The 24,653-nt window shown below is 70.9% G+C and carries 20 protein-coding genes; 3 read left to right on the top strand and 17 right to left on the bottom strand.

The genetic code is table 11. The features are described 5' to 3' along the window. Window positions 1-2 precede the first annotated feature (2 nt). The 7 genes from cmr4 to CA12_RS05550 form a co-directional block, all read right to left on the bottom strand. Window positions 3-989: a type III-B CRISPR module RAMP protein Cmr4 gene (gene cmr4, locus CA12_RS05580; protein WP_145357886.1), complete on the bottom strand. Its 987-nt coding sequence runs from the start codon at window positions 987-989 to the stop codon at window positions 3-5. Window positions 990-1,040: 51 nt separating this feature from the next. Then, the gene (locus tag CA12_RS05575; RefSeq protein ID WP_145357885.1) at window positions 1,041-2,363 is read right to left on the bottom strand and encodes a type III-B CRISPR module-associated Cmr3 family protein; all 1,323 of its coding nucleotides are present in this window, start codon (window positions 2,361-2,363) and stop codon (window positions 1,041-1,043) included. Beyond that, window positions 2,360-4,651, bottom strand: coding sequence for a Cas10/Cmr2 second palm domain-containing protein (locus CA12_RS05570; protein WP_145357884.1), 2,292 nt, complete (start codon window positions 4,649-4,651; stop codon window positions 2,360-2,362). The genes CA12_RS05575 and CA12_RS05570 overlap by 4 nt, the downstream gene beginning before the upstream one ends. 70 nt (window positions 4,652-4,721) lie before the next feature. Beyond that, entirely contained in the window at window positions 4,722-5,132 is a 411-nt protein-coding gene (gene csx15 / locus CA12_RS05565; RefSeq protein ID WP_145357883.1) for a CRISPR-associated protein Csx15, read from the bottom strand. A gap of 668 nt (window positions 5,133-5,800) precedes the next feature. Then, a complete protein-coding gene (locus CA12_RS05560) occupies window positions 5,801-6,988 on the bottom strand; it encodes a hypothetical protein (protein WP_145357882.1) in 1,188 nt (395 codons plus the stop codon). A 155-nt stretch (window positions 6,989-7,143) separates the two neighbouring features. Continuing rightward, window positions 7,144-8,052, bottom strand: coding sequence for a hypothetical protein (locus CA12_RS05555; RefSeq protein WP_145357881.1), 909 nt, complete (start codon window positions 8,050-8,052; stop codon window positions 7,144-7,146). Beyond that, window positions 8,042-9,868, bottom strand: coding sequence for a hypothetical protein (locus CA12_RS05550; protein ID WP_165700575.1), 1,827 nt, complete (start codon window positions 9,866-9,868; stop codon window positions 8,042-8,044). The genes CA12_RS05555 and CA12_RS05550 overlap by 11 nt, the downstream gene beginning before the upstream one ends. A gap of 695 nt (window positions 9,869-10,563) precedes the next feature. Here CA12_RS05550 and CA12_RS05545 point away from each other — a divergent pair. Continuing rightward, entirely contained in the window at window positions 10,564-12,252 is a 1,689-nt protein-coding gene (locus CA12_RS05545; protein WP_165700574.1) for a DUF4339 domain-containing protein, read from the top strand. A gap of 1,064 nt (window positions 12,253-13,316) precedes the next feature. Here the strand turns inward: CA12_RS05545 and CA12_RS05540 are convergent. Continuing rightward, window positions 13,317-13,880 carry a hypothetical protein gene (locus tag CA12_RS05540; RefSeq protein WP_145357878.1) on the bottom strand — a complete coding sequence of 188 codons (564 nt, stop codon included), beginning with the start codon at window positions 13,878-13,880 and terminating at the stop codon, window positions 13,317-13,319. 284 nt (window positions 13,881-14,164) lie between these two features. Then, window positions 14,165-15,082, bottom strand: coding sequence for a hypothetical protein (locus tag CA12_RS05535; protein ID WP_145357877.1), 918 nt, complete (start codon window positions 15,080-15,082; stop codon window positions 14,165-14,167). Window positions 15,083-15,248: 166 nt separating this feature from the next. Here CA12_RS05535 and CA12_RS21865 point away from each other — a divergent pair, with 166 nt between their 5' ends. Continuing rightward, window positions 15,249-15,401, top strand: coding sequence for a hypothetical protein (locus tag CA12_RS21865; RefSeq protein ID WP_165700573.1), 153 nt, complete (start codon window positions 15,249-15,251; stop codon window positions 15,399-15,401). A gap of 37 nt (window positions 15,402-15,438) precedes the next feature. Here the strand turns inward: CA12_RS21865 and CA12_RS05530 are convergent, their stop codons facing one another. Together CA12_RS05530 and CA12_RS05525 are read right to left on the bottom strand one after the other, a co-directional pair. Next, window positions 15,439-15,705 carry a hypothetical protein gene (locus tag CA12_RS05530; protein ID WP_145357876.1) on the bottom strand — a complete coding sequence of 89 codons (267 nt, stop codon included), beginning with the start codon at window positions 15,703-15,705 and terminating at the stop codon, window positions 15,439-15,441. Further along, entirely contained in the window at window positions 15,702-16,577 is an 876-nt protein-coding gene (locus tag CA12_RS05525; RefSeq protein ID WP_145357875.1) for a hypothetical protein, read from the bottom strand. Before CA12_RS05525 ends, CA12_RS05530 begins: the two co-directional genes overlap by 4 nt. Window positions 16,578-17,470: 893 nt before the next feature. Here CA12_RS05525 and CA12_RS05520 point away from each other — a divergent pair. Further along, window positions 17,471-18,205 carry a 3-keto-disaccharide hydrolase gene (locus CA12_RS05520; RefSeq protein ID WP_145357874.1) on the top strand — a complete coding sequence of 245 codons (735 nt, stop codon included), beginning with the start codon at window positions 17,471-17,473 and terminating at the stop codon, window positions 18,203-18,205. Here CA12_RS05520 and CA12_RS05515 read toward each other — a convergent pair. From CA12_RS05515 to CA12_RS05490, 6 genes are all read right to left on the bottom strand, one after another. Beyond that, window positions 18,094-18,540, bottom strand: coding sequence for a hypothetical protein (locus tag CA12_RS05515; protein WP_145357873.1), 447 nt, complete (start codon window positions 18,538-18,540; stop codon window positions 18,094-18,096). The genes CA12_RS05520 and CA12_RS05515 overlap by 112 nt on opposite strands. Window positions 18,541-18,583: 43 nt before the next feature. Next, window positions 18,584-20,536, bottom strand: a complete 1,953-nt coding sequence (locus tag CA12_RS05510) for a MerC family mercury resistance protein (RefSeq protein ID WP_145357872.1) — start codon at window positions 20,534-20,536, stop codon at window positions 18,584-18,586. An 85-nt stretch (window positions 20,537-20,621) separates the two neighbouring features. After that, complete coding sequence (locus CA12_RS05505) at window positions 20,622-21,629, bottom strand: DUF1559 domain-containing protein (RefSeq protein WP_145357871.1); 1,008 nt, start codon at window positions 21,627-21,629, stop codon at window positions 20,622-20,624. Window positions 21,630-21,975: 346 nt separating this feature from the next. Further along, a complete protein-coding gene (locus tag CA12_RS05500; RefSeq protein WP_165700572.1) occupies window positions 21,976-22,494 on the bottom strand; it encodes a Fur family transcriptional regulator in 519 nt (172 codons plus the stop codon). 144 nt (window positions 22,495-22,638) lie between these two features. Further along, a complete protein-coding gene (locus CA12_RS05495) occupies window positions 22,639-24,243 on the bottom strand; it encodes a permease (protein ID WP_145357869.1) in 1,605 nt (534 codons plus the stop codon). After that, window positions 24,233-24,616: a hypothetical protein gene (locus CA12_RS05490; RefSeq protein WP_145357868.1), complete on the bottom strand. Its 384-nt coding sequence runs from the start codon at window positions 24,614-24,616 to the stop codon at window positions 24,233-24,235. Before CA12_RS05490 ends, CA12_RS05495 begins: the two co-directional genes overlap by 11 nt. Window positions 24,617-24,653: the final 37 nt, after the last annotated feature.

Here is a 24,653-nt window from a genome sequence, read left to right as displayed (position 1 = left end):
GGTCAGTTCTCCCGATTCGCGGCCAGTACGGCCGGCTTTGCGAACGCGGCCCGGCACTGGCCGTAGCCGATCGTCTCCTTGCCCCCCACCTGCAACCGCCCGCCGACGTACTCCCGCAGGGTCGTCAGCAGGTCGACCGCCCGGTGCGCGTCCGGCAGCGATTCGCCGTCCGTCCGCGGCGTGCGGGCGTCGGTGCAGGTGATCACGGCGACGAGCACCGACTCGGCCGGCAGCAGTTCCTCGGTCCACAACTGCCCCTGCTTCACCGTCTTCGTCTCGTCGTCGAGATGAACGCGGGTGACGACCTCCGTCGCGAACCGCGCGAAGTGGGCGAAGCTGTCGTCCGACAACACGGCCAGCCGCTCCGCCAGGTCGCCCGGTAGGTGCAGGTCGTCGTCAGCGGGGGGAGCCTCGACCGTCGCCCCGCAGCGAAAGGCGAACTCCTCCAGCACCGCGTGCTCCCCCACCTTCAATGCGGTGCCGGCCGTGAGGACCGCCTCGTCCGAGCCCGGCGACGGCGAAGCCGGCAGCGGGTCGGCGGCACCCAAGGCCGCAAGGTCCCGCCGAACCCGTTCCAAGGCGTACGGGCTGGTCACACGGGCGAACACGCCGGACAGGCTGCGCACCGGGAACAGCAACAGTTTGGCGTCGCCCACGGACAACGCCCCGGCGTGGGTCGCGTCCTGGTCGCCTCCGGCGTCGGAGCCGAACAGAGCGTGAACGAGCACCTGCGCGTCTTTCAGCACGGGCTCGGCGTCGAGTTTGTCCTTCCGTTCCTTCTCCTTCAGTCCGGCCAGGGCGGCCGTCAGGCCGGTGCGGTCCTCGACGGCCTGCCGCAGGGCCCCCTTCAGCGAAGAGCCGCGGAGCACCGGTAGGCCCGTCGTGCGTTCCCGCTGGATCGGCAGGTCGACAACCCCCAACTCCTGTCCGCTGCCGGCGTGAATGCCAGAGTGGGCGTGCAGGGTGAGAATCGTGTAGGCGTGAGCCATGCGGCGGGCGGGGTCGGGACTCGCGGGGGAAAATGAACGGGGGCGGGAGCGTTACGCCGCCGGGGCGGGCGTACTGACGCCGTGAGGGGGCGATTCGCCCCAAGATCCGACGAACGCCAGGCCGAAACCGGCGAACGCCCGGGAGTCGTCCAGCCGCTCGCCCTGTAGTCCGCCCAAGGCGTCGAGTTGTGCGGCGGTCGGGGCGTCGTCGAACTCGAAAAACCAGCTCGTCCCCGACGACAGCAGACGCCGGGCGGGCTTGGGGCGGTTCGCGGCCATGTCCCAGCCGCTGGCGAAGGTCGCGGGGCCGGCGGCGAAACCGACGAGGCGGCCGAGGTCGATCCCGCCGCGGTTCGCGCGGTGCGGGGCGCCGCCGCCCCCGCCGTTGACCCAGGAAGGCTTCCAGCCGGACTTGAAGTACGCCGGGGCGGCGAGCGTCAGCGTCCAGCGGCGGGAGGCGGCGACCGCCTCGCGGACGCGGGGGCCCGTCTCGGCGGGCAGCCAGCCGTCGCCCGGCCCCTCCGCCGTGAGACGAGTCCACGCCTGCCGCCGTTCGCCCCCGGCGTGCACGAGGGCGAGCGCGCCGGCCTCCCCGGCGGGGACATTCTCGACGCGGGCCAGCAACCCGTAGCGGCCGGTCGCGGCGTCCGCCGCTCCGCCGCCGGCGTCGCCGCCGGCCCAAGGTGCGCGGGCGTGCCAGCGGTGGGCCGTGAGGGTGTAAAGCTGCCCCCGTCTTGTGGTGCGGCGGGAGTTGTCCCGGGCGATGCCGACCCGCGGCTCCTCCGCCGCCAGCGCCGTCCGAGGGACGACCGCCGACGGCAGCCCCCCCGCCAGCGTCCGCGAGAAATCCTCGGCGGTGAGGAACCCGTCGGCCGGGCGGCCGCGGAACCCGTCGTCGGGCGGCAGCGTCGGCTGCAGGCCTTCCCGATCGCCGTCGAACCCGCCGGCAGGCGGGGCGTCGAGCGGGGCCGCCCGCCGGAGGGCGTTCGCGTCGATCTGCTCGCCGTTCGGATCGGCCATCAGGAACGCCGGGGCGGGGAACAAAGGCGCGGCGGCGCCGTCGTCTCCGATCTCCGCCGGCAGGCAGCCCAGCACTCGCACGGCGTCGGCCGGCCAATCGCGGTCCGCGTCCGGGAGCGACGGCGGGCCGAGCAGCGGGTCGACGATCTCGCCTCGACGGTACGCCGTCCAGTCCCACCCGTCCCGGGCGTTGCCAAGGGCTCCGCGGACCAATCCGAAGACGACCTCCGGGGAGGGCAGCAGGTCGGCCTCGCCGGCGCTGGAGGCGGCTTGGGCGGCCCCGAACGGGCGGGACGTGCGGAAGAACCAAACGTCCTGCGGTTCGAGCGTCAGTCGCGTCGTGCCAGTCGTCATCGGTCGTCCGCCCCCCGCAGCGTGCGGGTGCCCAGCGTGACGACGCACGCCAGCAGCCCGGTGAGGTTGTCCCAGTCCGCGCCCGTCGCGACCGCTGGGTCGGCCGGCAGCAGCGGACGCAGTTCGTCGGCGAGGGTCCGGGCGACCGCCCGCGACATGTCCGCCCGGTCTTTGGGGGACGGCGGCGGATCGATCGAGGCGAGGTGCCGTTCCGCCAGGCGGGCGAACTCCGCCAAGGCGTAGCCGCCGTCGCGGCCGCCCACCGCGGAGCTTTCGGCCGGGAGGAAGTGCGGGGCGATCTTATCGAACTTCGCCCGCCCGCGCGGGGCGACGGGGGCCAGCAGGGCGACCCACTCCCGGAACAGCTTCGGGGAGACGCGGGCCGTCACGGGTCGAGTCGGTCCGTCGCCCTTCGGGCGAAGCTCCAATGCGACGCCGGACTCGGTCATCGCCAAGGCCAGGGGGGCCAGCAGGTCGCCGATCACCCGACGGGGCTCTCCGCCGGCCGCGGCGACTGACAGGCCGACCCGCCCCTCGCGGACGTTGCCGGAGCCAGGAATGACGGCGAGGCCCAACGCCCGCCGGTCCCGGAGTCCCTCGGCGTCGCCCCGCTCCGCCCCCACGGCCGGCCGGCGATGGTTCTTCGCCCGCTCCAGCAGGTCGCCGACCCCTTCGATCGCCATACGCAGCGGGTGCGAGACGGACACCGTCGTGACCCCCACGCTGCCGGTTACGTCCGGAAAGCCACGCCGTTCTTGGGAACCCGCCTCCGCGGCGCGCTTCTCGTACGCCTCGGCGATCGCGGCGGCCGCGGGCAGGGCCTGTTCGACGGGGACCATCGCGATCAGCTCGTCCCCGCCGGCGAACAACACGGCCCCGAGGTGATCGGTCTCCAAGGCTCGAATCAGCCCGTCCTCCGCCAGCACGTTCTCGGCAAGGACGCGGCTGAGTTCTCGGGCGCGTTCGACGCCGCCCTCACGCGCCTCACGCTCGAGCCGCTCCCCCATCTTGTCCGCGTCGGCTCGGATCAAGGCGACGGGCGGGCAGTCGCCCAGCGGGGCCCCGGCAGCCTTCGCGGCGTGACGCAGCCCGTCAAGCGTCTTCAACAGTCCGCCTGGGTCGTCGTCGCCGGCGCCGTCCCAGCGGTCGGGGAACAGCCACCCGCCGTCCAGCCGCAGGAACCGACGGGCCGGCCCGTCGGCGTCGGCGCCAGGCACGTCCGCGTGCCACGGAGACACATGACGGCCGAGCGGCTCGCCGGTGATCGCCCGCCGAGCGTCGACGGCCGCGACGAACCGGTCCAGCGCCTGCCGCAGCTTCTCCGCCTCGTCCGTTCCCTTCGCCGCCGCCTCGGCGACCCGCCGCTTCGCCGCGGCCAGGGCGACGGAGTGGGTCGAGGGGAACCGCAGATACGATTCCTCCTTGGTGTGATCCCACCGCCGAGCCTCCGCGGCGTCGTCGCGATCTTCCGCGGCCTTCTTGAACTTCGGAGCGATCGCCCAGACCGGAGCGAAGCGTTTCGTCAGGCAGACCGCACACAGTCGTTCACGGCCGTTCGGATCCAGGCGGGCGCGGATCACCCGGGAGGCCTCGCCGGTCCCAATCTCACCCCAGACCGTGGCCGTCCAGAACGCGGTCGCCTCCTTCACGGTCTTCCCCGGCTCCCCCATCTGCTCAAACTCGCCGCACAGCGTGCACTTGGGCCGGTCGTCGCCTCGGTAGACCGCCGGCCGGCGGGCCGCCTTCGCGGCGGCTGCGTAACGGTGCAGGGCGTGCAGGGCCGCGGCGTCGCCCCCCTCGCCGACCGCGGCCCACGACCAGCCGATCGTGAACCGGGACTTCAGTTGCTCCGACCACTTCTCCAACTCCCCCTCCCGGAAGAGCCCGGCGGAGAGCAGTCCGTTCCGCACCTTCTCCCCCGCGTCAAGCCACCAAGCCCGACCGGCCCCGGCGACGTCCTCGCAAAACGCGACGACCGTGGTGGGGGCATTGTCGTCGAACCGCGCGGTGACCTCGTTCGTCACCCGGGGCCGGTGCGGGTGCTTGGGCGCGCTATCCTCGAACGCCCCGGCCGGGAAGAGGATTTCCCCGCCCCGTTCCCGCGCCGCGTCGCACAGGGCGAGCGTGAGGTGGGACAGCACGAGACTGCCGCTCCATATGTCCTGCGACTTGCGGGCTTCGCGGATGAAGCGCTGAACCGGGCTGACGGCGAACTGGGCGAGGACGGGCAGCGGATCGACTTCGGTTCGGGGCGAGACGCCGGCCTTACGCCGCGGAGGGTTCCGCACTGACGCCGCCCCGGGATAACTGCGGACCGTTTTCCGGAGGTCCCGGGAATACGCCCGGGGGCGGCGGGGATCAACCGTCGCCGGAACCGGGTCCCGCCGTCGACCCCCGCCCGGCCCGGGCGAGATCGCGGACGGCGGCCAAGTCGACCGCCTCCGCCACCTCAAACGCTGGCGGCACCGATCCGGGGACAGGCCGCAGCCGAACGACCGGCGGAAAATACCCGCACCGCCCGTGCAACTCCGCCAAGACCGCGCAGGCGGCCGGCGCGAAGCCGGGGGGAACCAGCAGGACCGGTTCGGTCTGCCAGTCCCGACCGGACAGCCCCGCCCCGTCCACCGCCGCCCGGACCTGCGGGGCCAGCGGGCGGGCGTGGTCCAAGTGCAGCGGGAGTTCGCGGACCGGTTCCGCCGCCTCGCCGACGAGGTCCCGCAGGGCCCTCCGCTGGGCTTTGCTGAGCGGGTGGGACAGGTTAACGATCAAGGGGCCTTCCGGACGGCGGCGTGACGCGACGCCGCAGCATAGACGGGCCTGACGCCGACATCATTTTCGCGCACTCAGGCTCACTTATAGGACGAGCAGACTAGGGCGAGAGCACATGTGAAGAGTTCTCGGCCAGGGGGCGGACGCGGAGGTTCTTGCCAGGAGACAGGTGATTTCGAAACCTGGTCAGTCTGATCAGGAAACCCCCGCTTCCGGCCCGTTTGACCACTTTCAACGCAACGGAGCGGGCGCGAACGCGACGGTCCGCGACCGGGTGCGAACGCTGGAACGTGTCTGAAAGCCCTGTAGGATCCGTGGCTCGCCCCTTCACCCAGCGGTGAGACGCCTCCTTCCCCCGGCGGACGCGACGGGCAGATTCTATGAATACATGCCGCAGCCGATCAGCTGCCCTCGAAGTAGGAGACTTTGAGCGATTCCGTGAAGGACGTGACCCGCCTGGTGACTATTCCGAGTGCTTTGGCGGTCTGGGATTTTGCCCCTTGGCGAGGTTCGTCTCACCTTCGGCTGGCGGGTGAGCCCCCGAAATCACTGCCCGTATTCAGCAGCCTCGAAGGCGTTCCGCAGTATATTCCCGAGGCAGCGGCGAGCCGTTCGACCAGAATCATTGTCGGCGCTCGCCGTTGCGGCGGAAGCAGATAGCACTCAGGTTACAGGTCGTCGCCGCCGACGCGTCCGGACGGCAGGGGGCGCACTGGTGGACCTTCCGCGGCACCGCCCGAATCACCTCCTGCCGGCCGTCCGAGAATCCTGGCGTCGCGCATCTGCCGGCCGATTCCCGCGGCGGCGTCGCTCACGCCCGGCAGGTAGACGGCCATGCCGTAGGCCCATGCCCCGTCCTCGTCGAACCAGCTTTTCACGTCAATTCCGGGCGGAAGAGCTCCGCTCCGGGCTCCGCGGTAAGTGTCGGTGACCTTCATTGTCGCGAGGAACGACTCCCGGGCCGCATCCAGCTTCTGCTCGCCCGCGGCGTCCGGGGCGAGCGGATCGTTTTCAGTCGCCGCTTCGAACTCCTGGTATTGATCGGAGTAGCTCTCCAACACCTGTCCCTCCCAAGCCGTCTTGTCCCCGATGATGAGTCCGCACAATGCGTCTTGAGCATAGGCGCGGGCGACCTTCTGCGCCGTCAGCTTCATGCGAGCCGTCATCGCGGGGCTGCGGCTGTCGCGGACCACCGACGACCCGAAGCCGATGAACGCGACCTCGCCCGTGCTCGGCACGGTGACGATCCGCCCGCCGACCGGCGGCACAAGGCCGGATTTCACCTCAGTGAGCACTTTCTGCAGCCCGTCCCGCAGCGAGGTCGCGTCGACCTGCCCCGACGAGGGGCGTTCAAACTGCCCCCGCGTTTTCGGCGTCGTGATGATGCTGACGTAATACAGCCCCTCTTCGGGCCGGTTCTGAACCTCATAGGTGATGAAGCCCCGCAACATCATGTCCACCGACTGCGAGAGCGAGATGTCCGTGGAGGTCTCGAAGTTGGTGACGCCGCCGTCGGCCCGCTGAATATCCTCAAGGCTTTCGCGGAGCTCTTCTTTGCTCTCGTTCGAAAGCCCGCCGAGATAGGCGGCGAGATTCTTCTTAGCCATCGCAAACGCGACGACCGCCGCGTTGCGCTGCGACAGTCGGGTGGCGGTGGCGTTCGGCATGGTGCGATAGGTCCCGACCCCCGTCGCGACCACGCCTAGGCCGCTGGGGAATTGAATGAGCGTCGTGCCGATCTCCGGGTTGGCGGGGTCGGCCCCCTCGGACTCAATTTCCTGCTTGTTGTGCTGAACCGCAGCGTTTGCGGCGTCTTGACCGGTGGCGGCGGTGACCGTGTCGGCCCGCTCGTCCACCTCGACCGCCGAGGGTTGTGCGATCTTGGGCGAGCCGCCCTCGGCAGGCGCGAGAAAGTCGTCGACCCCCGGTCCCTGGGCGGCGGCGGACGCCGCGGACGCGAGGATGAGGGCCGCGGTTAGTCGCGGGCGTGAGGCGGAGCGCAAAGCGGGAATCATGGGCGAGAGTTCTCGTCGACGGGGGAAGAAGAAAGAATGCGGACGGCGGGCGGCTCCGGGTGGGGCCGCCCGTCGGTCCGGGTCGTTTGGAGTCGCTCGGAGGCGAGCGTGAACGCCTCGCCGGCGAGATCGTCCGCGTCGGGTTGCTTGTCGGCGAGCAGCGCGTCGCCGAGGCGCTCGAGCGAGGCGGAGTCCGCGTCGACGCGGCCGAGCAACATGCGACCGGCGGCGAGGGCGTCGTCGATGCGGCCGGCGGCGAGGAGGCACCGCACCGCGTCGACCTCCGCCCCGGGGCCGGAGAGATCGAGCGTGCGGAGGTGGTCCCGGATTCGCAGCCCCTTCTCCCACTCCCCCGCGTCGGCGGCTGCGGCGAGCCAGCGGGCGAGTGCCTCGCCGTAGGCCGTCCGCATCAGGGGGAGGACCGGCGGGCGGCGAACGGCGGCGAGCACCGCGTCCGCGTCCGCGGTGATCAGCCCCACGACCCGATCGTCCTGAACGGTCGTCTGGTGCAGCGTCTCTCGGGCGAAGCCGGTGGTCTCGATTCGTCCGGAGACGGAGAGCGCGGCGGATCGCAGCGCCGCTCGATCGGTCAGATTCTCCGCGGCGAAGGCGCGAGCCAGGGTCTCGCCCGCGAGCAATTCCGCCGCGACGCGGGCGTGGACCGTGCGGACAGCCGCGGCCTTCGCCAGCGGGCCGCCGGAGGCCGGCAGGGACCGGACGGCGACAGCCCACAGGAAGTCGCCGCTGCGACCGGAGGTCGCGGCGGTCCGGCCCGGTTTGGGGGCGAGCGATTCCGCGGCCGCCAACGCCTCCGCCGGATGGTTCGCTCCGAGCCCCGCGTCCTCGATGGGCAACTGGAGCGTTCCAAGACTGGCGAGCGTGAGGAGCGCCGTGCTAATTGCCATACCGCACCTCGCACCGGGCGGACTGGACGGCCTTCATCTCGTCCAAGCTCAGAGTCAAGTCGCGGACGAGCGGCAGATCCGAGCGATAGGAGAAGTCGCTGGTGCCATGTTCAAGAAGGACCGGCCCCAGCCAAAGCAGATTAGCGTGAGGGAGATAGTCTCGTTCGGCATCTTCATACGCCCAATCCACAACACGCGGTTCGCTCGACCCGTAGAGCCGACCTACGGAAGCCGCCGGCGATCCAGAAAAGTAAATGCTATAACTTCCGATGCGGAACTCGACCGGGAAACGGTCGACCATGATCTCTCGCCCGTCGGAGTTGACCAAAGATAGCTTCCCGCTGCCCATCCGCCGCGAAATCTCCGTTAAGGCGGGGCGGACAGCGGCGTCTAAGAGATAGGTGCGGCATTCCAAGCGATCCCCCCGCAAAGAACGATTCACGACCAACGTAACAGCCACGGGCGGCGCCGACGGGAGGTCCCGCCGCTCTACTCTCTCTGGGAACACCTCTTCAATACCATCCGCGAATTCCTTATGTCGATCGGTGACATTAAAGAATCCCGGATGAAATCGTTCCTCCGAGTTAAACGTCGCCACGACTGTCGACTCCCGTGTCCGCGTCGCCAGTTTTTCCAGGACAGGCCGGAGGCGTCCGACGAAGTTGTCCCAAGCTTCAAGATCCGGCCGCACTACCACTTCGAAGCGGACCGTGACCTTATTCGCCTCCGCATCCTTAGAGATGATCATCGGCTCACCACGAACTTCAGCAGTCATGACGCTTTGGGGAAACCCCTCGAACGCCTTCTTGATCAGCGCCGCGGCAGTCTGCTCGGCCTCCAACTGCGTGATCGCCTCGGCGAACATGCCCGACCCGTCGACCTCCCGGACGGTGACGTTCGCCGCTTCCAAACGCGCGACCAGCGAACGCCGCTCGACCACCGCCCGCAGTCGTACTCGGACCAGGCCGCCTTCTGCGTTCTGCGACAAGTCGTCGTAGGTCTTGATGAAGCCGGGGCTGTGGGTGAGCACCTCGTCGGAGATCAATTCGTCGTTGCGAACGATCGTTTCGGCGTCCACCACCGTCCCGACGACCTGCCGGACCGCTTCCCGAAACGCGTCTTTGCGAGCCTCGTCGACGTTTAGGCCGACGCCCTCCGCAATCACCACGTTCGTTCCGTCAGAGCGAGCGTCCCCGCCGGAAAGGTTCATCGGTGTGGCGGAGTCGGGGCGGCGGTCGTTGAACCGGACCGCCCCGGAGGTCGCCGCGGCGGGAGTCGCGGCCGGCTCAGCACCGCTCGTCCCGCTGGCGGAGGCGAGGAGACTGTTGGCCGACGGCCCCGCGAACGCCGCCGGAGACTCTGAAACGGTCGCATCTGACAGGAAGGCATCGACGTCCGGACCCGCGGTGAGGACCGTCTGGGCATCCCCGTCGGCCCCCGCGTCGGCGAGTTCAACCGACGCATCCTGCTCCTCGGCACCGGCCGCCGGATCGTCCAGGATCTCCGACTGCACGTCGCCGAGCGGCGGTACGATCGAGGCGAGCAAACCCTCCTCCGGCGTGAAACGTTCAGCCAGCGCCAACGGGGCGAGGCCGAAGATCGCTAGGAGGATGGCTGTTTTGGAGAGCCACGCGGCGGTGCTGGCGCTTCCCTCGCCCACCGTTCGTTGCCCGCCCAAGAGATACGCGCCGCTCCGCCGGACCATGAAGAACGCGAAGCAGAGCGCTCCCGCAGCGGCCAGACCCACGGCGGCGACCGTCAGTCCCCCAATGCCCAGCACCGGCTTTGCGAGACTTAAGGCCGGAAGGACCAACACGCCTAAAAGAGCTGCCGGCAGCCAGGAGCCGGACGACCTGCCCCAATACCTCCAAAGGTAGGCGAACAGGTTCGGAGCCACTTCCTCAGTCGACTTCGGCTCCGTTGGAACCGCGTCCCCGCTACGGCGGACGATCGCCGAACAGCGAGGGCATTTGCCGGCCATCGCGGTTGGCCGCAATCGAATTTTGGCGTCACATTTTCCGCAGCGAAACACTCCAGTGGGGGCCGGCATCACGGAACTTATCGCAGCGGGGTGAGACATCGGAACGATCGACTTCGCATCGACGACCGTCAAGCAGTCCCGAAACCTACGATCGGATGAGTTCGCGCCGCCCGCGGGTCTGAGCGGTTGAGGTTATTCTGCCGGCCTGGAAAAGTCCGAGGATGCGGTCGGGGCAGCTCATCCTCTTGAAACTCACTCTGATCTGTCTTGTCTGAAGCCGGTTTGTGACCCACGGCGAAGGCATGCCGCCCGCCCGGCGGTCGATCAAAGCGGTGCAGTGATCGTTTCGTCCCGTCCCGACGGGCGGCGAAAGGTGGCGGCGGGATCGGCCAGCCCGGTACCGTCAGGACATGCCGCCCGGAAACTCGTCCTCCGAACCGCCTCCGACGCCCAACGCGGGGCGGTCCGGCCGCGGCCGGGTTCGTTGGTACGCCCGCCCCGGAGGACTCGGCGGCCAGAAGGTCGGGCCGATGCGGTCCTCCCAACTGAAGGCGCTCGCCGACCGCGGGCAGCTCACCCCGGAGGATTTAGTCAGACGGGACGGCCTGGACGGCTGGAGGCCGGCGTCGAAGGTGGAAGGATTGTTCGAGACGCCTAAATCGTCCCCGCTCCCCGCCGATCGGACCAAGGGGGAATCGGCGGGGCGGACGGCGGGCGGCCCGGTCGTCTTTGAGCAGGTCGGGCCGGCTGACCGATCCCCGGAACGCGTCCCCGATGACGGCGACGACCCCGCGGGGACCGTCGACGCGGAGGCCCCGGCGGACGCCGGACCGGGCCCCGTTGCGGCGGCGTTCTCGGGGGGCGGGCGGCTCGCGACCGGCCTGTCGGTGGTAGGCGGCTTCGTTGGCGACGTCCTCACGCCCCTCGGCCCGATCAACGGCTACCTAGCCGCGGCGGCGGCGTGCGGCATGGTCGTGTCGGCCTTCGCATACTGGCGCCTCCGGCCGACCGACCGCAGTCGTTGGGAGCGCTTGTTCCCGCAGCAGGCGATCGTGTTCTGCACGGTGTCGCTGGCGGGGTTCGGATTCTGGCTCGTCGCGGAGCAACTCGCCGACGACGATCGCGGCGTGGTGGCCGACCACGTCGCCGCCGTCGCCGCCGTTCAGAACTCCCTGCTCGACCTTCAGGGGAAGGTGGACGACGTAAAGTCGGACACCGTCGCGATCCTGGGGGAGACCCGCCGGATCGGTGCCGGGATCGAAGAGTTAGGCGACCTCGGCGGGCTCCTGAAAGACCCGAGTACGCCGGCGGAGTACTACCACAACGCCCGAGTTCATGCGCTCGAGGGGAGCTTCGGGGAAGCGTTCGACGACTACGCCCGATACGTCGAATTCAACCAGGCGTTCGTGGATCCGCTCGCGGACTATGCGGACCTGCTCCGCGTGCAGCGGGGCCACGTCGCGGCCCGCCGTGAACTTGCGGGTCTGGCGACGCGGTTCCCGGAGAACCCAGCCGTTCGGCTCGCCGCCGCCGAATTGGAAGAACGGGCGGAGCGGGTCTCCCGGCTGGAACGCCTGCGGACCGACGTACCGGACTTCGCCCCGGCCTCGCTCGCCCTGGCGGACGCGTACAGCGCCGCCGGCCAGGCCGACCGCAGCGGGGTCGACGCCGACCGAGAGCGGGAGTACCTCGCCCAGTTCTTGGAGGCGGCCGACGCCGGGGAGGTGCACCGCTGGTATCTCGACAAGCAGCGGGCGATTGCTGCCGTGAAAGACGCCCGCGGTCGGGCGACCGCCGCGGCCGGTCCCGGCGGCGGCCTCGTGACGAAGACCCGGGTGTTTCTCGGCGATAGAGGGCGGGAGGTCTGGGTGATGGACCCGGCCGTCGTCGCCATCGAGTACACCTTCGACCCAAACATTGCGGACGACCCGCCCGGCGCCGACGGATGGCGGGAGACCGCGGACCTCGTCCGCACCATCGTGTTGGCCCGCGGCCCCCTCGAAGACGTCCCTGCGGACGAGCCGGGGTGGGACGGCATGATTTACGTCCGGTTCCGCGACGAACGGGGGCAGTGGGGTCCGGTTTACCCGCTCGACTTCTACGAGGCCCGCCGGGCCCATGAGGAGCACATGCGGAAGACATTCGGCCCGAGCGGAGCACCCCATGTCCCCGAAGTGCCCGAGATTCCCAAGATGCCTTCAATCCCCTCTTTCCCCTGATTCGTCCGGCTGGGCGGCACTGGCGGACCTGCAAGGGGATCCGGCGGTTTCTTTCGGCCTTGGCGGAGGGCGCCACCTGTGGGAAGTCCCAAGTCAAGGACGGAACCTCCCCGCAACGCCCGTGAGTCTCCATTTTTGGAGGGGCGTTTTTGAACGCGGGTGGGGCGTCGGAGCGCGGGCCCGGCCGGGCCGGGGGCGTCTGAGGGCGGGGAACGGCCGGGCGTTCACGAGAGGGCTCTCGGGCGGTTCGGGGGATCGCGTGCGGCGTCCGCCGAGGCGGGCGGGCGACGCATCGCCAGGCACCTGTTGAGAAACTCGTCCGGCCGGGGGACCGGGCGTTTCAGTGAGAAATTCGGGCGCGACGCGGAAACGTCGCGACGAGGTCGCGGAGTCGGCGGTCGGTTCGGTCACTGTTCGAGATTCGGTGCCCGCGCCGCGCGAGGCGGCGTGGACCGGTCCAAATGCCACCTTGGGGAACTCGACCGCCCACGCCGGCGGGGGGCGAAGCGGGGCCGTTCGCGCGGCTCAGGCGGACGCCCCCCGGTCGAGGCGGTCGAGGCGGTCGCCGCGGCGGACGCGGGCCGGGTCGTAGCCCTCGCGCGTCTTCCACAGGCTCCAGAGCGTGCACGCCGCCTGGCGGGCGACGATCCGGCGGGCCTGCGAGCGCGGGGGCTCCTTGCTTGAGGTGGGAATGAAACAACTCGGCGAACCGGCTGGACAGTTCCGTCTGTCGGATCGCCCGTAGGTTGTGGAACGGCTTGGGCCACAACTCAAGCCCGGCCTGCTTGATGGTCCGCTTGAACTGCGTGCCGAGGTTCGCCTTGGCGTCCCCGGATCGAGATGCTCCCGCAGCTCGGGGAACAGCGGCACCGTCTCTCTCGGACGGTGGGTTCGGTGACGTTGGATTCGATCGACCAGAACCAATCGTCGGACCGATCGGACCACGCCCCAGCCCTCTCCCGTCACCGCTCCGTGACGGCGTTCGGTTATGGCGGGTCGCCATCTCCCGACGGAGCGGGGTGCGGTTTCCGGGGGGCGGGGCGGGCGTGCGGTTCTTGCCGCACTCACTCGGAGGCACCATGGAGCAGTTCGTCGGTCAGTTCCCGCGTTGCCCGAATGGCCGCCCCGGCCGGGTCGGGGTCCGTGCCCAGTTGCGGGTCGTTCCAGCCGAACGGGCACTCCGGAAACGGTCCCGGCCGGTACAGCACGTCCGGCAGAAACGCCTCGGTCCCGGGCCCGGCCAGCCAGAACTCGGCGATGCGGGCGGCCAGCTTCGGGAAGGTCGGCGGGTACTCGCCGTTCCCGATGTCGAACGCCGTGCGGGCGCCGGCCGGCGTGAGCGTCAGGTAGACGGCGCCAGGTTCCGCCCGCCACTGGAGTTCGTGAACCGCGCCCCGCACCGTGACGGGGCAACCGGTGCGGCCGTCGTGCAGCAGCAAAGCGGCGGCGAGGCGGCGGACGAACTCTCGGTCGTCGGCTGCGTCGGCGAGGTCAAGTCGGGCGATCCTCAGGGGCGGGGTCTTGGCGTCCGTGAGTTCTTCGGCGACTTCCAGCACGAGCCGCCGGCGGTTGACGAACGTCCGGAGGTCGCCGAGGGCGGCGATGGGGTTGGAGGGCGGAGGAGGCACGGATGCTCGGGAGGTCGGGCGTGGAGCGAGGCGTCGCCTGTCGCGGCCGCGGGGTAGGGGACCCTCGGGCTGCGAATCCGGGAGTCACGGATCGGGTTTCAATTCGGGGGGCCGGTCCTGGGGAGGATCGCTCGTCGGCGAATGGTCCCCCGCCCCCGCCGGCCGTGCGGGAACGTCGAGAACCCGTCGGAGAACTTCGGCCGCCTCACGGACCTGCCGCTTGAGTTCCTCCGGGTCCGGCGGGGGCGGGCGCCGGTTGGCGGGGCGGTCGTCGTCGGGATCGTTCACGGCGTCTCTCCGGCGGGGTCTTGGGTGAGGGCGGGGCGTAGGACGGTCAGGAGGCGGTCGGGGCGATTGCCGAACCCGCCGACGGTGAACAGGCCCAGACTTTCGCAAGCCCCCTCCAGGGCGTCGGGCCGGCCGGGCGCCACGGGCGGACCGAGCCGGCGGGGGGCGAGCCGCAATGCGTCGGTCCAGGTCAATTCGTCGGCGGGATCCAGCCCGTCGGCGGCGACCGTGACCGCCGCCGCCACAGTGTACCGGTCCTCGGTGCCCCGCACCTCGACCGCCCGTGCGAGTGCGGCTTCTGCGGTCGCCCTCGGGCGGGCCGGGGCGCCGTCCGCCTCAGTGCAGAGGACGGCCTGACGGGCGGAGAAGATCAGGGCGGGGAAGAAGACCGGCGGCACTTTCTGCTGCGGGCTCAGGCGGCGGACGATCGGGATGTCCGATATCTCGCCGTCTTGGACGCCGCCGGAGAGGAGGGCGGGATTGGCGGATCCAGTCGAAGGGGGCGGTGCGGAATGCACGACGGACTTCGTCGGCAGGGCGCAGCCGGCGGCACCGGGCGGTACGACGGAGCTGTGGGCGAATCGGTCGTATGCGAGGTCGGAGAGAGGTTCGACCAGGAGGGCCGGCCGGCCCGGCGCGTCGGTCAGCACGGCCATGCCCCAGTCGCGTACGGCCTGCCTGACCTCCGCGGTCGGGTCCGCCCCGGGGAGTTGGCGGACGACCTTGGCAATGCGAAGTTCGGCTTGGGGCGGCGGCTGTTCGGCCCCGGCCGGCGGGTGGGTCCACTTGCGGACGTCGGCGAGGTCGACGCAGCGAACGAGGCGGAGGACGCCCCTCCGCCGGCGCCGGGCGGGAGTGAGAACGCCGTCCGGCGTGACGAAACAGGGGGCGTACGGGGCGGAGAGGGCGGACACGGCTTCGGGGGCGGGGGCGGGGGTCGGCGGGAGGGGCGTCGGGCGACGGACAGACCCGGTGCGGGCGGGGCGGGTTCCCGTTCCCGGACGGACTCCCGCCCCGGCCGAAAAGCGAGAAGGATTCGGATCCCCCGCCTCGTGGTCCTCAATCCCCAAAAGAGGACTCGTGGCGACGTTTGCTTCGTACTGGCTGCTGAAGACGAAGGAGTTGGAACAGTCTTGGGCCGTGGCTCGGGCCGTGGCCCGAGAACTGCGGCCCGCCGAAGCGACGGCCCGCGCCGCGGCCGAGGACGGGGCGATGGAGGCGGGCACCGCGTAGCGGCCCCCATCCCGGTCTCGACCGACCGAAGGGCCACCTAAAGGTCGTGATGTCGACCCTTCTCGGCGGAGGCGGGAACGTGTTCCCCGCCGCCGGCGGCCGGCGGGGCGCTGTCCCCGACGCGGTCCACAGCCCGCCCCGCCAGTTTCACCGCACATACGCTCACGACGATTAAGCCGATCACCGCCACGATCGCGATGACCGCGGTCCCCGCCCCTTGAACGGACAGGCGGTTCGTCCCGGAGTTCACGCTGACGCTGGCCGGCTCCGACCCGGCCGATGGTTGTTCGTTCGTGCCGCTCATCGCCCCGCCTCCTCCCGCCGTTCCGCCGCGCTCTTCGCCCACCCCCGCATCCGGTAGAACTTCCGCGAGAGAGCCGCCGCGCTCTCGTAGCCGAGCAGGCAGGCGACCTCCTGCACCTGCGCGCGGGCGACCGAGTCCTTCCAGCCGTACCGCTCTCGGAGCCACTTCCGCTCCTCGTAGACGAGGTTGGCGGGGCAGTAGACCAGCTTGTAGGCCACGACGCTGCGGCGGCTGACCTTCTTCGACCGCTTCAGGTGACGGAGGATCTCGCCGGATGCGAAGTCCGTTTCTTTCGCGCAGCGATGCAGGTACGCGCTCGCCGCCGTTTTGAGCAGGTAGTTGACCGCGTGTCGCTCGGCCCGCCGGTAGGACGGCTTGAAGTTCTTCAGCATCCGGTTCGCCAGCAGCAGCGTGCTCTGGGCGGAATAGGCCGCGAAGCCCGACCGGTCGCCGTAGTGCAGGTTCGACCGGTCCGCCTCGGACCGCCGCACCAGCTTGTCGATCTGGCGGTCGAAAGCCCGCTCGTCGCACGTCAGCACGACCGCATACTCGAACGGCCTCAGCTGTTCGTCGTAGCCGGCCTCGTCCACGACCTTCCCGTCTTCGATCCAGTCGCGGGTCGTTCGTCCGTCGTTCTTCTTCACCCAGCGAGCGAGGAACTCTCCCGCCAGCACCGTCGTCAGATACCGGTTCCGGAGCGGCTCGGGGAGATTCCGCCCCCGCTCCCGCAGCCGGGCGGCGGCGGCGACGAGCACCGCCTCGGGGTCGAACCCGTCGCGGCGGAGCCAGCCGACGATCGGGCCCAGCATGGGCTGGAGGACGAGCAGCGAGGGGACGAGCGGCGGGGCGCCGCGGGCGAGAGTCGTGGTCATCTTCGGGGTCTCCTGAGGCGCCGCGGCGGTCGCGATTTTTTCGAGGCGAGCCGCGGGATTGGCAATACACCTGACAGGTAGAAATCTCCCACTTACCCGGTTCCGCGACTGCGGCGGCCCGTCGGGAACTGGAGGATCGTCGCCGGTCCCGGTTCGGGGATGTCGGCCGCCGGCGACCGGGTTGAACGGAGCCGACTCGCGAGGACGGACCCGTCCGATTCGTCGGGGCGGGCGCCGACGACATCGAAGAACGTCATCCGCCCGGAATGTTCCGCGAGGACATGGCCGCTTCGACAATCGCGACGATTCCAGCGCGCAGTGCGGGCGAAAGTCTTGGCCAAGCCGCGACGACGGCGGCGAGACCGGCGTCTGGCTCCGCTGCGCCGGATTCCGCGCCGCCCACTTCCAAGGATTTTGTTTTCACTCCTGTTTTACAGGGATAAACTGAGTCAGCCCGAGGTCCTGGTCGGGGATCTCTTTGAGCCGGCGGTGAATGGCGCCGGGCGGTTCGAAGGGCGGTGAAACAGGGGTTTTGCCGCCGGGGCGCGGTTCTGTGCCGTTCAGCGACGCTCTGGGCGACGTTGGGTTTTGCGTTCTCCGTGCGCAGGAATTGGCGTCGCTCTCCGAGACGCGGAGGGCTTCCGGGCCGACGGCATCCGCTTGTGCCGAGCGCCGAGGTTCGTCTTTGCATCGACGGCACGGGGCATGATCGGCTCCGTAGTGTCCACGTCTTCGGGGTCGAGGTACCCGCCGATCTCCTCGGCGATCGCTTTCGGCGAGCCCGACGCGGCCGCTTCGGCGGCTTCGGGTTCCCGGTAGCATGTCGGCGACGATCTCTCGCCGCCCGGCCGCCGATCGACCGCTCCCCGTTCCCCCGACCCGACCGCCGCCCGATGGCTCTCCGCACCGCGCTCGCCCTGACCGCCGCCGCCTCGTTCTGCTGCTCCGCGTTCGCGGACGACGGGCCGGCCGGCCCGGTCTCCCTGTTCGACGGGAAGACCCTCGACGGCTGGCACGCCGACGTGCCGGCCGCGGACGGCAAGCCGGAGACGAAGCCCTCCTTCGTCGTCCGCGACGGGATGCTCGTCAGCCTCGGCTCGCCGAACGGGCACCTCATCACCGACAAGACGCACGAGAACTACCGGCTGGAGGTCGAATACCGCTTCCCCGGCAAGCCCGGCAACTGCGGGGTGCTGGTGCACGCCTCCACGCCGCGGGCGCTCTATCAGATGTTCCCGCAGTCGATCGAGGTGCAGATGAACCACCAGCACGCCGGCGACTTCTGGTGCATCGAGGAGGACATCGCCGTGCCGGATATGGTCGAGCGCCGCGGCCCCAAGGAGAACTGGGGGATCAACGGGAGCAAGGCCCGCCGGATCCTCAACCTGACCGACGGCTCCGAGAAGCCGCTGGGCGAGTGGAACCGCATGACGATCGAGTGCGTCGGCGACGAGGTGAAGGTCTGGGTCAACGGCGACCTGGTGAACCACGGCCACGACTGCACCGCCGCCAGCGGTCAGATCGCGGTGCAGGCGGAAGGCTCCGAGGTGGAGTTCAAGAAGCTCCGGCTGACGCCGATCAAGTCGCTGAGCGAGGAGGCGCCCGGCCAGCCCGCCGCGGCCGAGTGAGCCGCGACGTTCGTCGGGCCGCGCTTTAATCCGTCCGGCGGCCGACGTTCAGCACGGCGTTCGAATTCCCGGGGACAGACAGCGCCGTCCCCGGGCTTCCAGTTCTCCAGATTGACGGCGACCAGCGTGCCGTCGCCCGGATTGACGACGAACGGGCGGTCCCGCGTCGGTTCGGTCGCCAGGTCGTGATGACCGAAGCGCCCGTCGACGGCATTGTCCCCGACGGCGATCTGGTGAGTCGCGGCGGCGTCGGAACGGTCGCGGTCGCCGTTGGGGTCGAGGTCGACGAGCGTCAGCTCCTCGTCCCCCTCCGGCTCCGCGTCGTCGAGGAACACCGCCGCGAGGCGCTCGCGGCCGACGCGGAACGGCGTCGGCGGGCTACGGCGTCGGCGTTGCGGCGCCGACGCGGTACAGGCGGGTTTCGGTGCGGAGCAGAAAGCCGCCGGCGACCGGGGCGGCGCCGTAGACGAACGGGCCGTCGTAGCCGCCGGCGCCCGGCCGGCCGTCGCTCTCGTCGTCGGCTCCCGCGCCGTCGGCAGGGGGTTGCGGGGGAGCCTCGGCCGCGGTTTCGCCCGACGCTTCGGGGGACCAGAGGCGGTTCTCGGCGAGGAGTTCGAAGTCGTCCGCGGCGGCCAGCACGGCGCATTCGCCGCCGCGGCCGAAGCAGTACACGCGGTCGCCGGCGCCGATCGGCGTGGCCCAACTTTCAAAGCCCAGCCGGCCGCGGTGGAGCAGGTCGCCGGTCTCCGCGTCGAAGCAGGCCAGCACGCCCACGTTGTTCAGGTAATAGCACCGCCCGCGGTGGACCAGCGGGCTGGAGTAGTGGCTCAGCGTGCGGTTCGCCCGCCAAAGGAGTTCGGCGGTCCAGTCCCCCGCCGGCGTGCGGCTCACCTCGACGCAGCAGTTCGACTCCTGTGCGGCGGCCACGTCCGTGTTTCCGCGGCCGGGTTTTGCCCCGACGTACACCCGGTTCCCCACGACGACCGGCGAGGGAATTGTGTTGCCCGTCAGCCCGTCGAGGCTCCACAATTTCGCCCCCGTCGCCGCGTCGTAGCCGTCGACCGAGCCGTTCGAACTGCACACCACTTGGGCAGTGCCGGCGATCTCGGCGACGACCGGGGAGGTGAAGCTCGTCCGCGGCTCCCGCTCCGCAGTCCAAGCCGTTTGTCCGTCGGCCTTGGAGACCGCCAGCAGCAGCGACGGGCCGCCGTGGTCCAGTTGCAGAAGGAGGCGCTCGGCGTCCTGGGCGGGGCTGGTCCCGAGATCGTGGTTGTTCTCGAAGGGGCCGAACTCCTCCCACAGGTTCCGCCGCCAGCGCTTCGTGCCGTCGGGGGTGAGAGCGATCAGATCGCCGGAGGCGAAGAAGGCGACCACGCCGGCCCCGTCCGCCGCCGGCGTGGGCGCGGCCCGGCCGTGCATGAAGTCGTTCGGGCTGGTGCGGGCGGCGTCGAACCGCTGCGTCCACAGCGTCTCGCCCGTCGCGACGCTCAGGGCGGCGACGCCCACGGCCTCCTTGTTCGGCCCCTCCACGAAAGTGACGTAGGCCCGGTCCCCGAACACGACCGGCGAGGACTGCCCCACCCCCGGCAGCTCGACCGACCACGCCACCCCGTCCTCCGGGGACCAGTTCAACGGCAGATCGGCGGCGTCCGCGACGCTGGCGCCGCCGCCGCGAAAGTCGGACCAGGACCCGTCCGCCGCGTGTGCGGTCGTCCCGCAGCAGGCGAGGACGAGGACGGCGCCGGAACGGGCGAGAGCGGGCATTGTTGTTTGCGGTTCAGGAATGTGGACCGGCCGCCGACGGGCGGGGGCGGCGAACAGATTGACCAGATGGGCGAGCACAAGCAGCCCGCCGCCGAGGGGCGTCAGGAACGGGACGGCGAAGCGAACGACCGCGGCGGCCGGGCCGTCCTCCGGCGAGGCAATCGCGGTCGATTGGCAACAGGCGGCCGAGCAGGCTCCGGCCCCGCCCCCGGCGGCCTCGCCCGCGGAGCCGTCATTCAGCAGCGACGGGACGGCGACCCCCGCGGCGAGCAGCGAGACCCCGGCCGCCGCGATCCACGGAACCGACCGCCGCCCGTGCCGCCGCACGCCCGAACGCATCGACCAGAACGCCGCCCCCGCGCACAACGGAAGCAGCACAAGATGCGCCGCCTCCCCGCCCAGCCACGACCCGCCGACCGCCGGCGCCGCGGCGATCAACAGCGGCATGGCGGCGCAATGAATTCCGCACCCGACGGAACAGACGATGCCGAACAGGTCCGTTGGGGCGTGACGGCAACAGGCTTCTTCACAGGGATCGGCAAGGTTCGGAGCGGCGGCGAGCGACATGGGATCGCGGGAGTGCGGGGGGGAAACGGAACGAACAGGGAGCCGCGGAGCGGGCGACGGCGTGAACGGCGGCCGGCCGGCGCCCTCAGAACTCGTCGATCACTTCGCCGCCGTTGCGGCTGAACAGGGCCCGCCAGGTCTCCTGCCGGACGCCCTCCGACACGCCCCGGGCGCTGCCGTCCAGCAGCAGGACGTTGACCGACCCCGGGTGGGCGCTGCGGGCGCCGATGAGACCGCTCCCGTGGTGGGCGACGTCCGGGACGTCGTTGTTGGGCGTGAGATAGCCGTCGACGTAAACGTTGTAGCCCAGCCCGCGGATCCAGGAGACGGCCCGCCCGCCGTCGAAGGAGGTCGCCGAGCCGGCGGCGGCGTACAGGGCTTCGCCGGTCGGGCCGCCCGGCGCCCCGCCGATGCTCGGGCGGGCCATCTGCCGTTGGGCGTCCAGCAGTTCCGTCGTGCGTTCGCCGCGGCGGCCGAGCAGCGTCTCGGTCGCCACGAGCGTCTGCGTGGTCCCGTCCCGGGCGGAGCGGAAGCCGGTGTGCGACCCCCGCCAGAACAGGCCGTCGGTGTCCGGATTGCTTTCGTAATAATTCTTGCCGACGCCGGAGCCCACGTTCAGGAAGTAATTCGTGGCGGCCCAGACGTCGCCCTCCTCGTCGGTGAACAACGGCGGCTCCCCGTCGCTGGGGCAGAGGAACGTGGCGACCACGGTCCCGGCCGCCTCCCGCTGCGGTTCGTTCAGCTTGGTCGCGTACGCCGGCAGCGCCGGATCCATCAGCGGGTCCTCGAAGGAAATCGACTTCGAGAGCGGCTCCGCGTCGAGGTACGGCAGAAGCTGGGCCTGCTGCGAAAAGCTGTTGTAGGAGTCCCAGCCGCCCGGCGGGAACCGCTGGTACGTGCTCTCGTAATTGTGCAGGGCCAGCCCGAGTTGCTTGAGGTTATTTAAACACTGACTGCGGCGGGCGGCTTCGCGGGCCTGCTGCACCGCGGGGAGCAGCAGGGAGACGAGGATCGCAATGATGGCAATTACCACCAATAATTCGATGAGGGTGAAGCCGGGGCGGGCTCTCTCCCGGCGGTCGTGAAGCGACATCGGCTTCTCCAAGGGGGGAACGCCCCGCGGCGCGCAGACCGGGGGCGTCGCCGGGCGCGCCGGCGGAAAATCGGGAGTTCAGAAGCGGCGGCCGACGGAGGCGTTCCAGCGCCCGCCGAACGGCGCCGCGGCCGGCGACTCGCGTCGCCGTGTCCGCACAGACGCAATCAACTTGCATCTGACACGAGGCCGCGGCGGCCGGCAACCCCCGGGGCCGCCCTTCTTGCAAACTTTTTGCAGAAAGGCCGGGCGGGCGGCCCGCATCGCCCGCTCCGCCCCCGCCGCTTCAGCCCTCGTCCCTTCAGCCCTCGTCCCTTCAGCCCACGGGGCAGGAAGACCGGACGCCTCAGGCGGCGGCGGCTTCGCAGTCGCCGCACAGGCCGCGGAGCACGACTTCGCCGATCGTCCCCACCTGCTCCCGGGCCGTCCCCTTGGACGGCGTGAGCTTCAGCGCGAAGCCTTCCAAACAGACGATCCGGCCGCACGCGGTGCAGACGTGGTGCGGGTGCACGGCGGCGTCGCCCTCGGCCGGCAGCCATTCGTAGCGGCGGACCGCGTCCCCGAGGTCCAGCTTGGCCAGCAGGCCGGCTTCCGACAGGTCCGTCAGCCCGCGGAACAGCGTGGACTGATCGAACCGGCGGGGAGCCTCGGCGTCCGCGTCCTTCTTCCTGCCGCGGCCGGACGATTCCGGGGGCCGCATCCGGTCCACGACCTCGCCGTGCGACAGCGGCACGCCGGCGCCGGCCAGTTCCTTCATCAACGCCAGCCGGGCGGGGGTGACCCGCAAGCCGGTCTCCCGTAACCGCCCCCGCAACTCCTCCTCGGGCGGGACGGTGGGGGCGTCGGTGCGAGCGGCTTTCGGCACGGGCGGGCGCAGTGGCGAACGAACGCCGCCCCACGGGACGGCCTGCGGCACGATATAGGCGCGGCACGGCAGCGGCAACGCCGGTCGTGCGGACGGCGACGGACCGGCGGACCCGGTCGGGCGGCGGGCGATGAGCATGCGTCGTCAGTTCCGGTCGGGGTCGTAGGCCTGTCGCAGGCGGCCGAAGCTGCGGCCGATCCGGCCGACCAGCTCCCGCCGGATCGCCTGTTCGGCGGGGTCGTCGAGCTTCGACTCGGCGGCCTGGTGGGCCAGTTCGTGCTCCAGCAGTTCCAGGCGATCCAGGTAGAGGGCGGTCCGCAGTTCGCGGAACTCGCCGGCCGGGCCGTTCCGCAGCACGTAGCCGACCTGCGCCCGCTTCGCCCAGTCCTCGCAGACCGGGATGAACTCCGCGGCCCGGGCCGCGTCGCCGGTGTTCGCCGCGATGAGGGCTTCGGTCTGCATCACGTTCAGGTCGTCCAGGCACTCGCCGGGCGGGGGGTAGTAGGTGAAGCAGCCCAGCACGCTGATCGCCGCCAGCCCGACCAGCGCCACGCCGCCGAGCACGGGGGCCGGCAGGGCGACGTCGAACCGGCCGATCGGTTGGGCCTCGGCGTCTTCGGCCGGCGGGCGTTCCAGCCAAGCTTCGACGCGGCCGGGGCGGTCGGCGACCCGCAGCGCCAATCCCATCAGGACGAACGCCGCCAGGGCGACCAGGGCGTACCGTTCATGCACCTCCGCCCCGTCGACCAGTTCGGTCCAGGCCCGCGCCCACGGGTCCGCCGGCGGAGAGGTTGCGGCGAAGGGGGCGGTGTAGCCGTCGAAGGCGTGGGTGTGGCCGCCCTCCTCGGCGCCGGCCGGCCGCAGCGGGCGGTCGATGCCGTACGACAGCGCCAACGTGACCCCGGCGACGGCGCCGAGCAGCGCCGCGGTCCGGCCAAGGCCGTACGTCCGCCAGGCCCAGGCCAGCAGGCCGAGCGTCGTGCCGGCCCCCAGCACGAGCATCGCGAACGCCGCCCCCACGCTGTTGCCGTGCTGGAACATGGACCCGACCGTCCCCATCGCCGCCATCGGCGAGGCGTAGGCCGGGATCGCCACGGCGGTCGTCACCAGCGGGGCGAACGGGTTCTCCCCGTTCACCGCCGTGCTGAGGAAACCCTTCGGCACGACGATCCCGAGCAGCAACGGCCCGGCCAGGGCGATCAGGACCAGCGGGACCGCCCCCCCCGACGCCTCCCGCGCCCCCGCGACGGCCACCGCCGCCAGGCGTTTCGCCCCCTGTTGAACCGGCGCCGGCGGCGGGTCCTCCACCGCGACCGTGCCCGGGAACAGCCGGTCCCACAGCAGCCCGGCGCTGGTCACCACGATCAGCGACCCCACCGCGAACGCCAGCACCGCGGCCGGGTCGCTCAGCGTGAGCCCGTACAGCAGCGAGAGCGGGTTGAACAGCGGCGCCGACAGGGCGAACGCCAGGATCGTCCCGCCCTTCAGCCCGGCTTTGCGCAGCTCCCGAATCACCGGCAGCACGCCCAGCGCGTCGACCGGCAACAGCATGCCGACCGCCCAGGCCCGCAGCAGGCCGGTGCGGGAGTCGTCGCCGAACAGCGTTCGCACGCCGGCGTGACCGACCAGCCGGCGGAACACCGCCGCCACGATCAGCCCGCACATCAGGAACGGCGACGCCTCGCACAGCGCCTCGGCCGCCCGCAGCAGCCCGCCGACGAGGGCGGCGTGGAACTGTTCAGCGGTCATGGTCGTCACCGTGGTCGTGAGGCTCGTGGGGGGTGACTTCGAACTCCTCCTCGCCGATCTCGCTGACGACGGCGGCGAGGCGGTCGAGCGTCGCGTTCGCCCTCTCCAAGGCCTCCGCCTCCCCGACGGCGACCCGCGGGAGGAGGACCGCCAACTCCCGCGACCCGGCGGCCAGCGGCGTCCACTCCGCTTCCGTCGCGTCGCTGTCGGCGGCGAGTTCGGGCATCCACCCGGCGATATCGGCGGCCTCGGCGGCGCTGCGGGCGTCGCCGTTCGCGATCGCCGGCAGGCGGTCCCGCAACGCGGCGATCGCCGCGGGGAAGCTCTCCGGGTAGTGGAGCGGGCGGTCTTCGTGTTCGTGGTCGGCGTACACGTCGCCGGTCCCGCCGTCGGTCTCCGTCCCGCCGCAC

It is taken from the genome of Alienimonas californiensis (genome assembly GCF_007743815.1).
In the GTDB taxonomy this organism is placed as follows: Bacteria; Planctomycetota; Planctomycetia; order Planctomycetales; family Planctomycetaceae; genus Alienimonas; species Alienimonas californiensis.
Note: the sequence above shows the minus strand (reverse complement) of the source record. Positions and strands in the feature narration are given on the sequence as shown.

What these genes read in the sequence shown, in the direction of transcription:
- CA12_RS05495 (WP_145357869.1), bottom strand. Translation starts at nt 24,243, where the DNA reads ATGACCGCTGAACAGTTCCACGCCGCCCTCGTCGGCGGGCTGCTGCGG.
- CA12_RS05530 (WP_145357876.1), bottom strand. Translation starts at nt 15,705, where the DNA reads ATGAGCGGCACGAACGAACAACCATCGGCCGGGTCGGAGCCGGCCAGC.
- CA12_RS05505 (WP_145357871.1), bottom strand. Translation starts at nt 21,629, where the DNA reads ATGTCGCTTCACGACCGCCGGGAGAGAGCCCGCCCCGGCTTCACCCTC.
- CA12_RS05545 (WP_165700574.1), top strand. Translation starts at nt 10,564, where the DNA reads ATGCGGTCCTCCCAACTGAAGGCGCTCGCCGACCGCGGGCAGCTCACC.
- CA12_RS05510 (WP_145357872.1), bottom strand. Translation starts at nt 20,536, where the DNA reads ATGTCGCTCGCCGCCGCTCCGAACCTTGCCGATCCCTGTGAAGAAGCC.
- CA12_RS05555 (WP_145357881.1), bottom strand. Translation starts at nt 8,052, where the DNA reads ATGGCAATTAGCACGGCGCTCCTCACGCTCGCCAGTCTTGGAACGCTC.
- CA12_RS05525 (WP_145357875.1), bottom strand. Translation starts at nt 16,577, where the DNA reads ATGACCACGACTCTCGCCCGCGGCGCCCCGCCGCTCGTCCCCTCGCTG.
- CA12_RS05575 (WP_145357885.1), bottom strand. Translation starts at nt 2,363, where the DNA reads ATGACGACTGGCACGACGCGACTGACGCTCGAACCGCAGGACGTTTGG.
- CA12_RS05520 (WP_145357874.1), top strand. Translation starts at nt 17,471, where the DNA reads ATGGCTCTCCGCACCGCGCTCGCCCTGACCGCCGCCGCCTCGTTCTGC.
- cmr4 (WP_145357886.1), bottom strand. Translation starts at nt 989, where the DNA reads ATGGCTCACGCCTACACGATTCTCACCCTGCACGCCCACTCTGGCATT.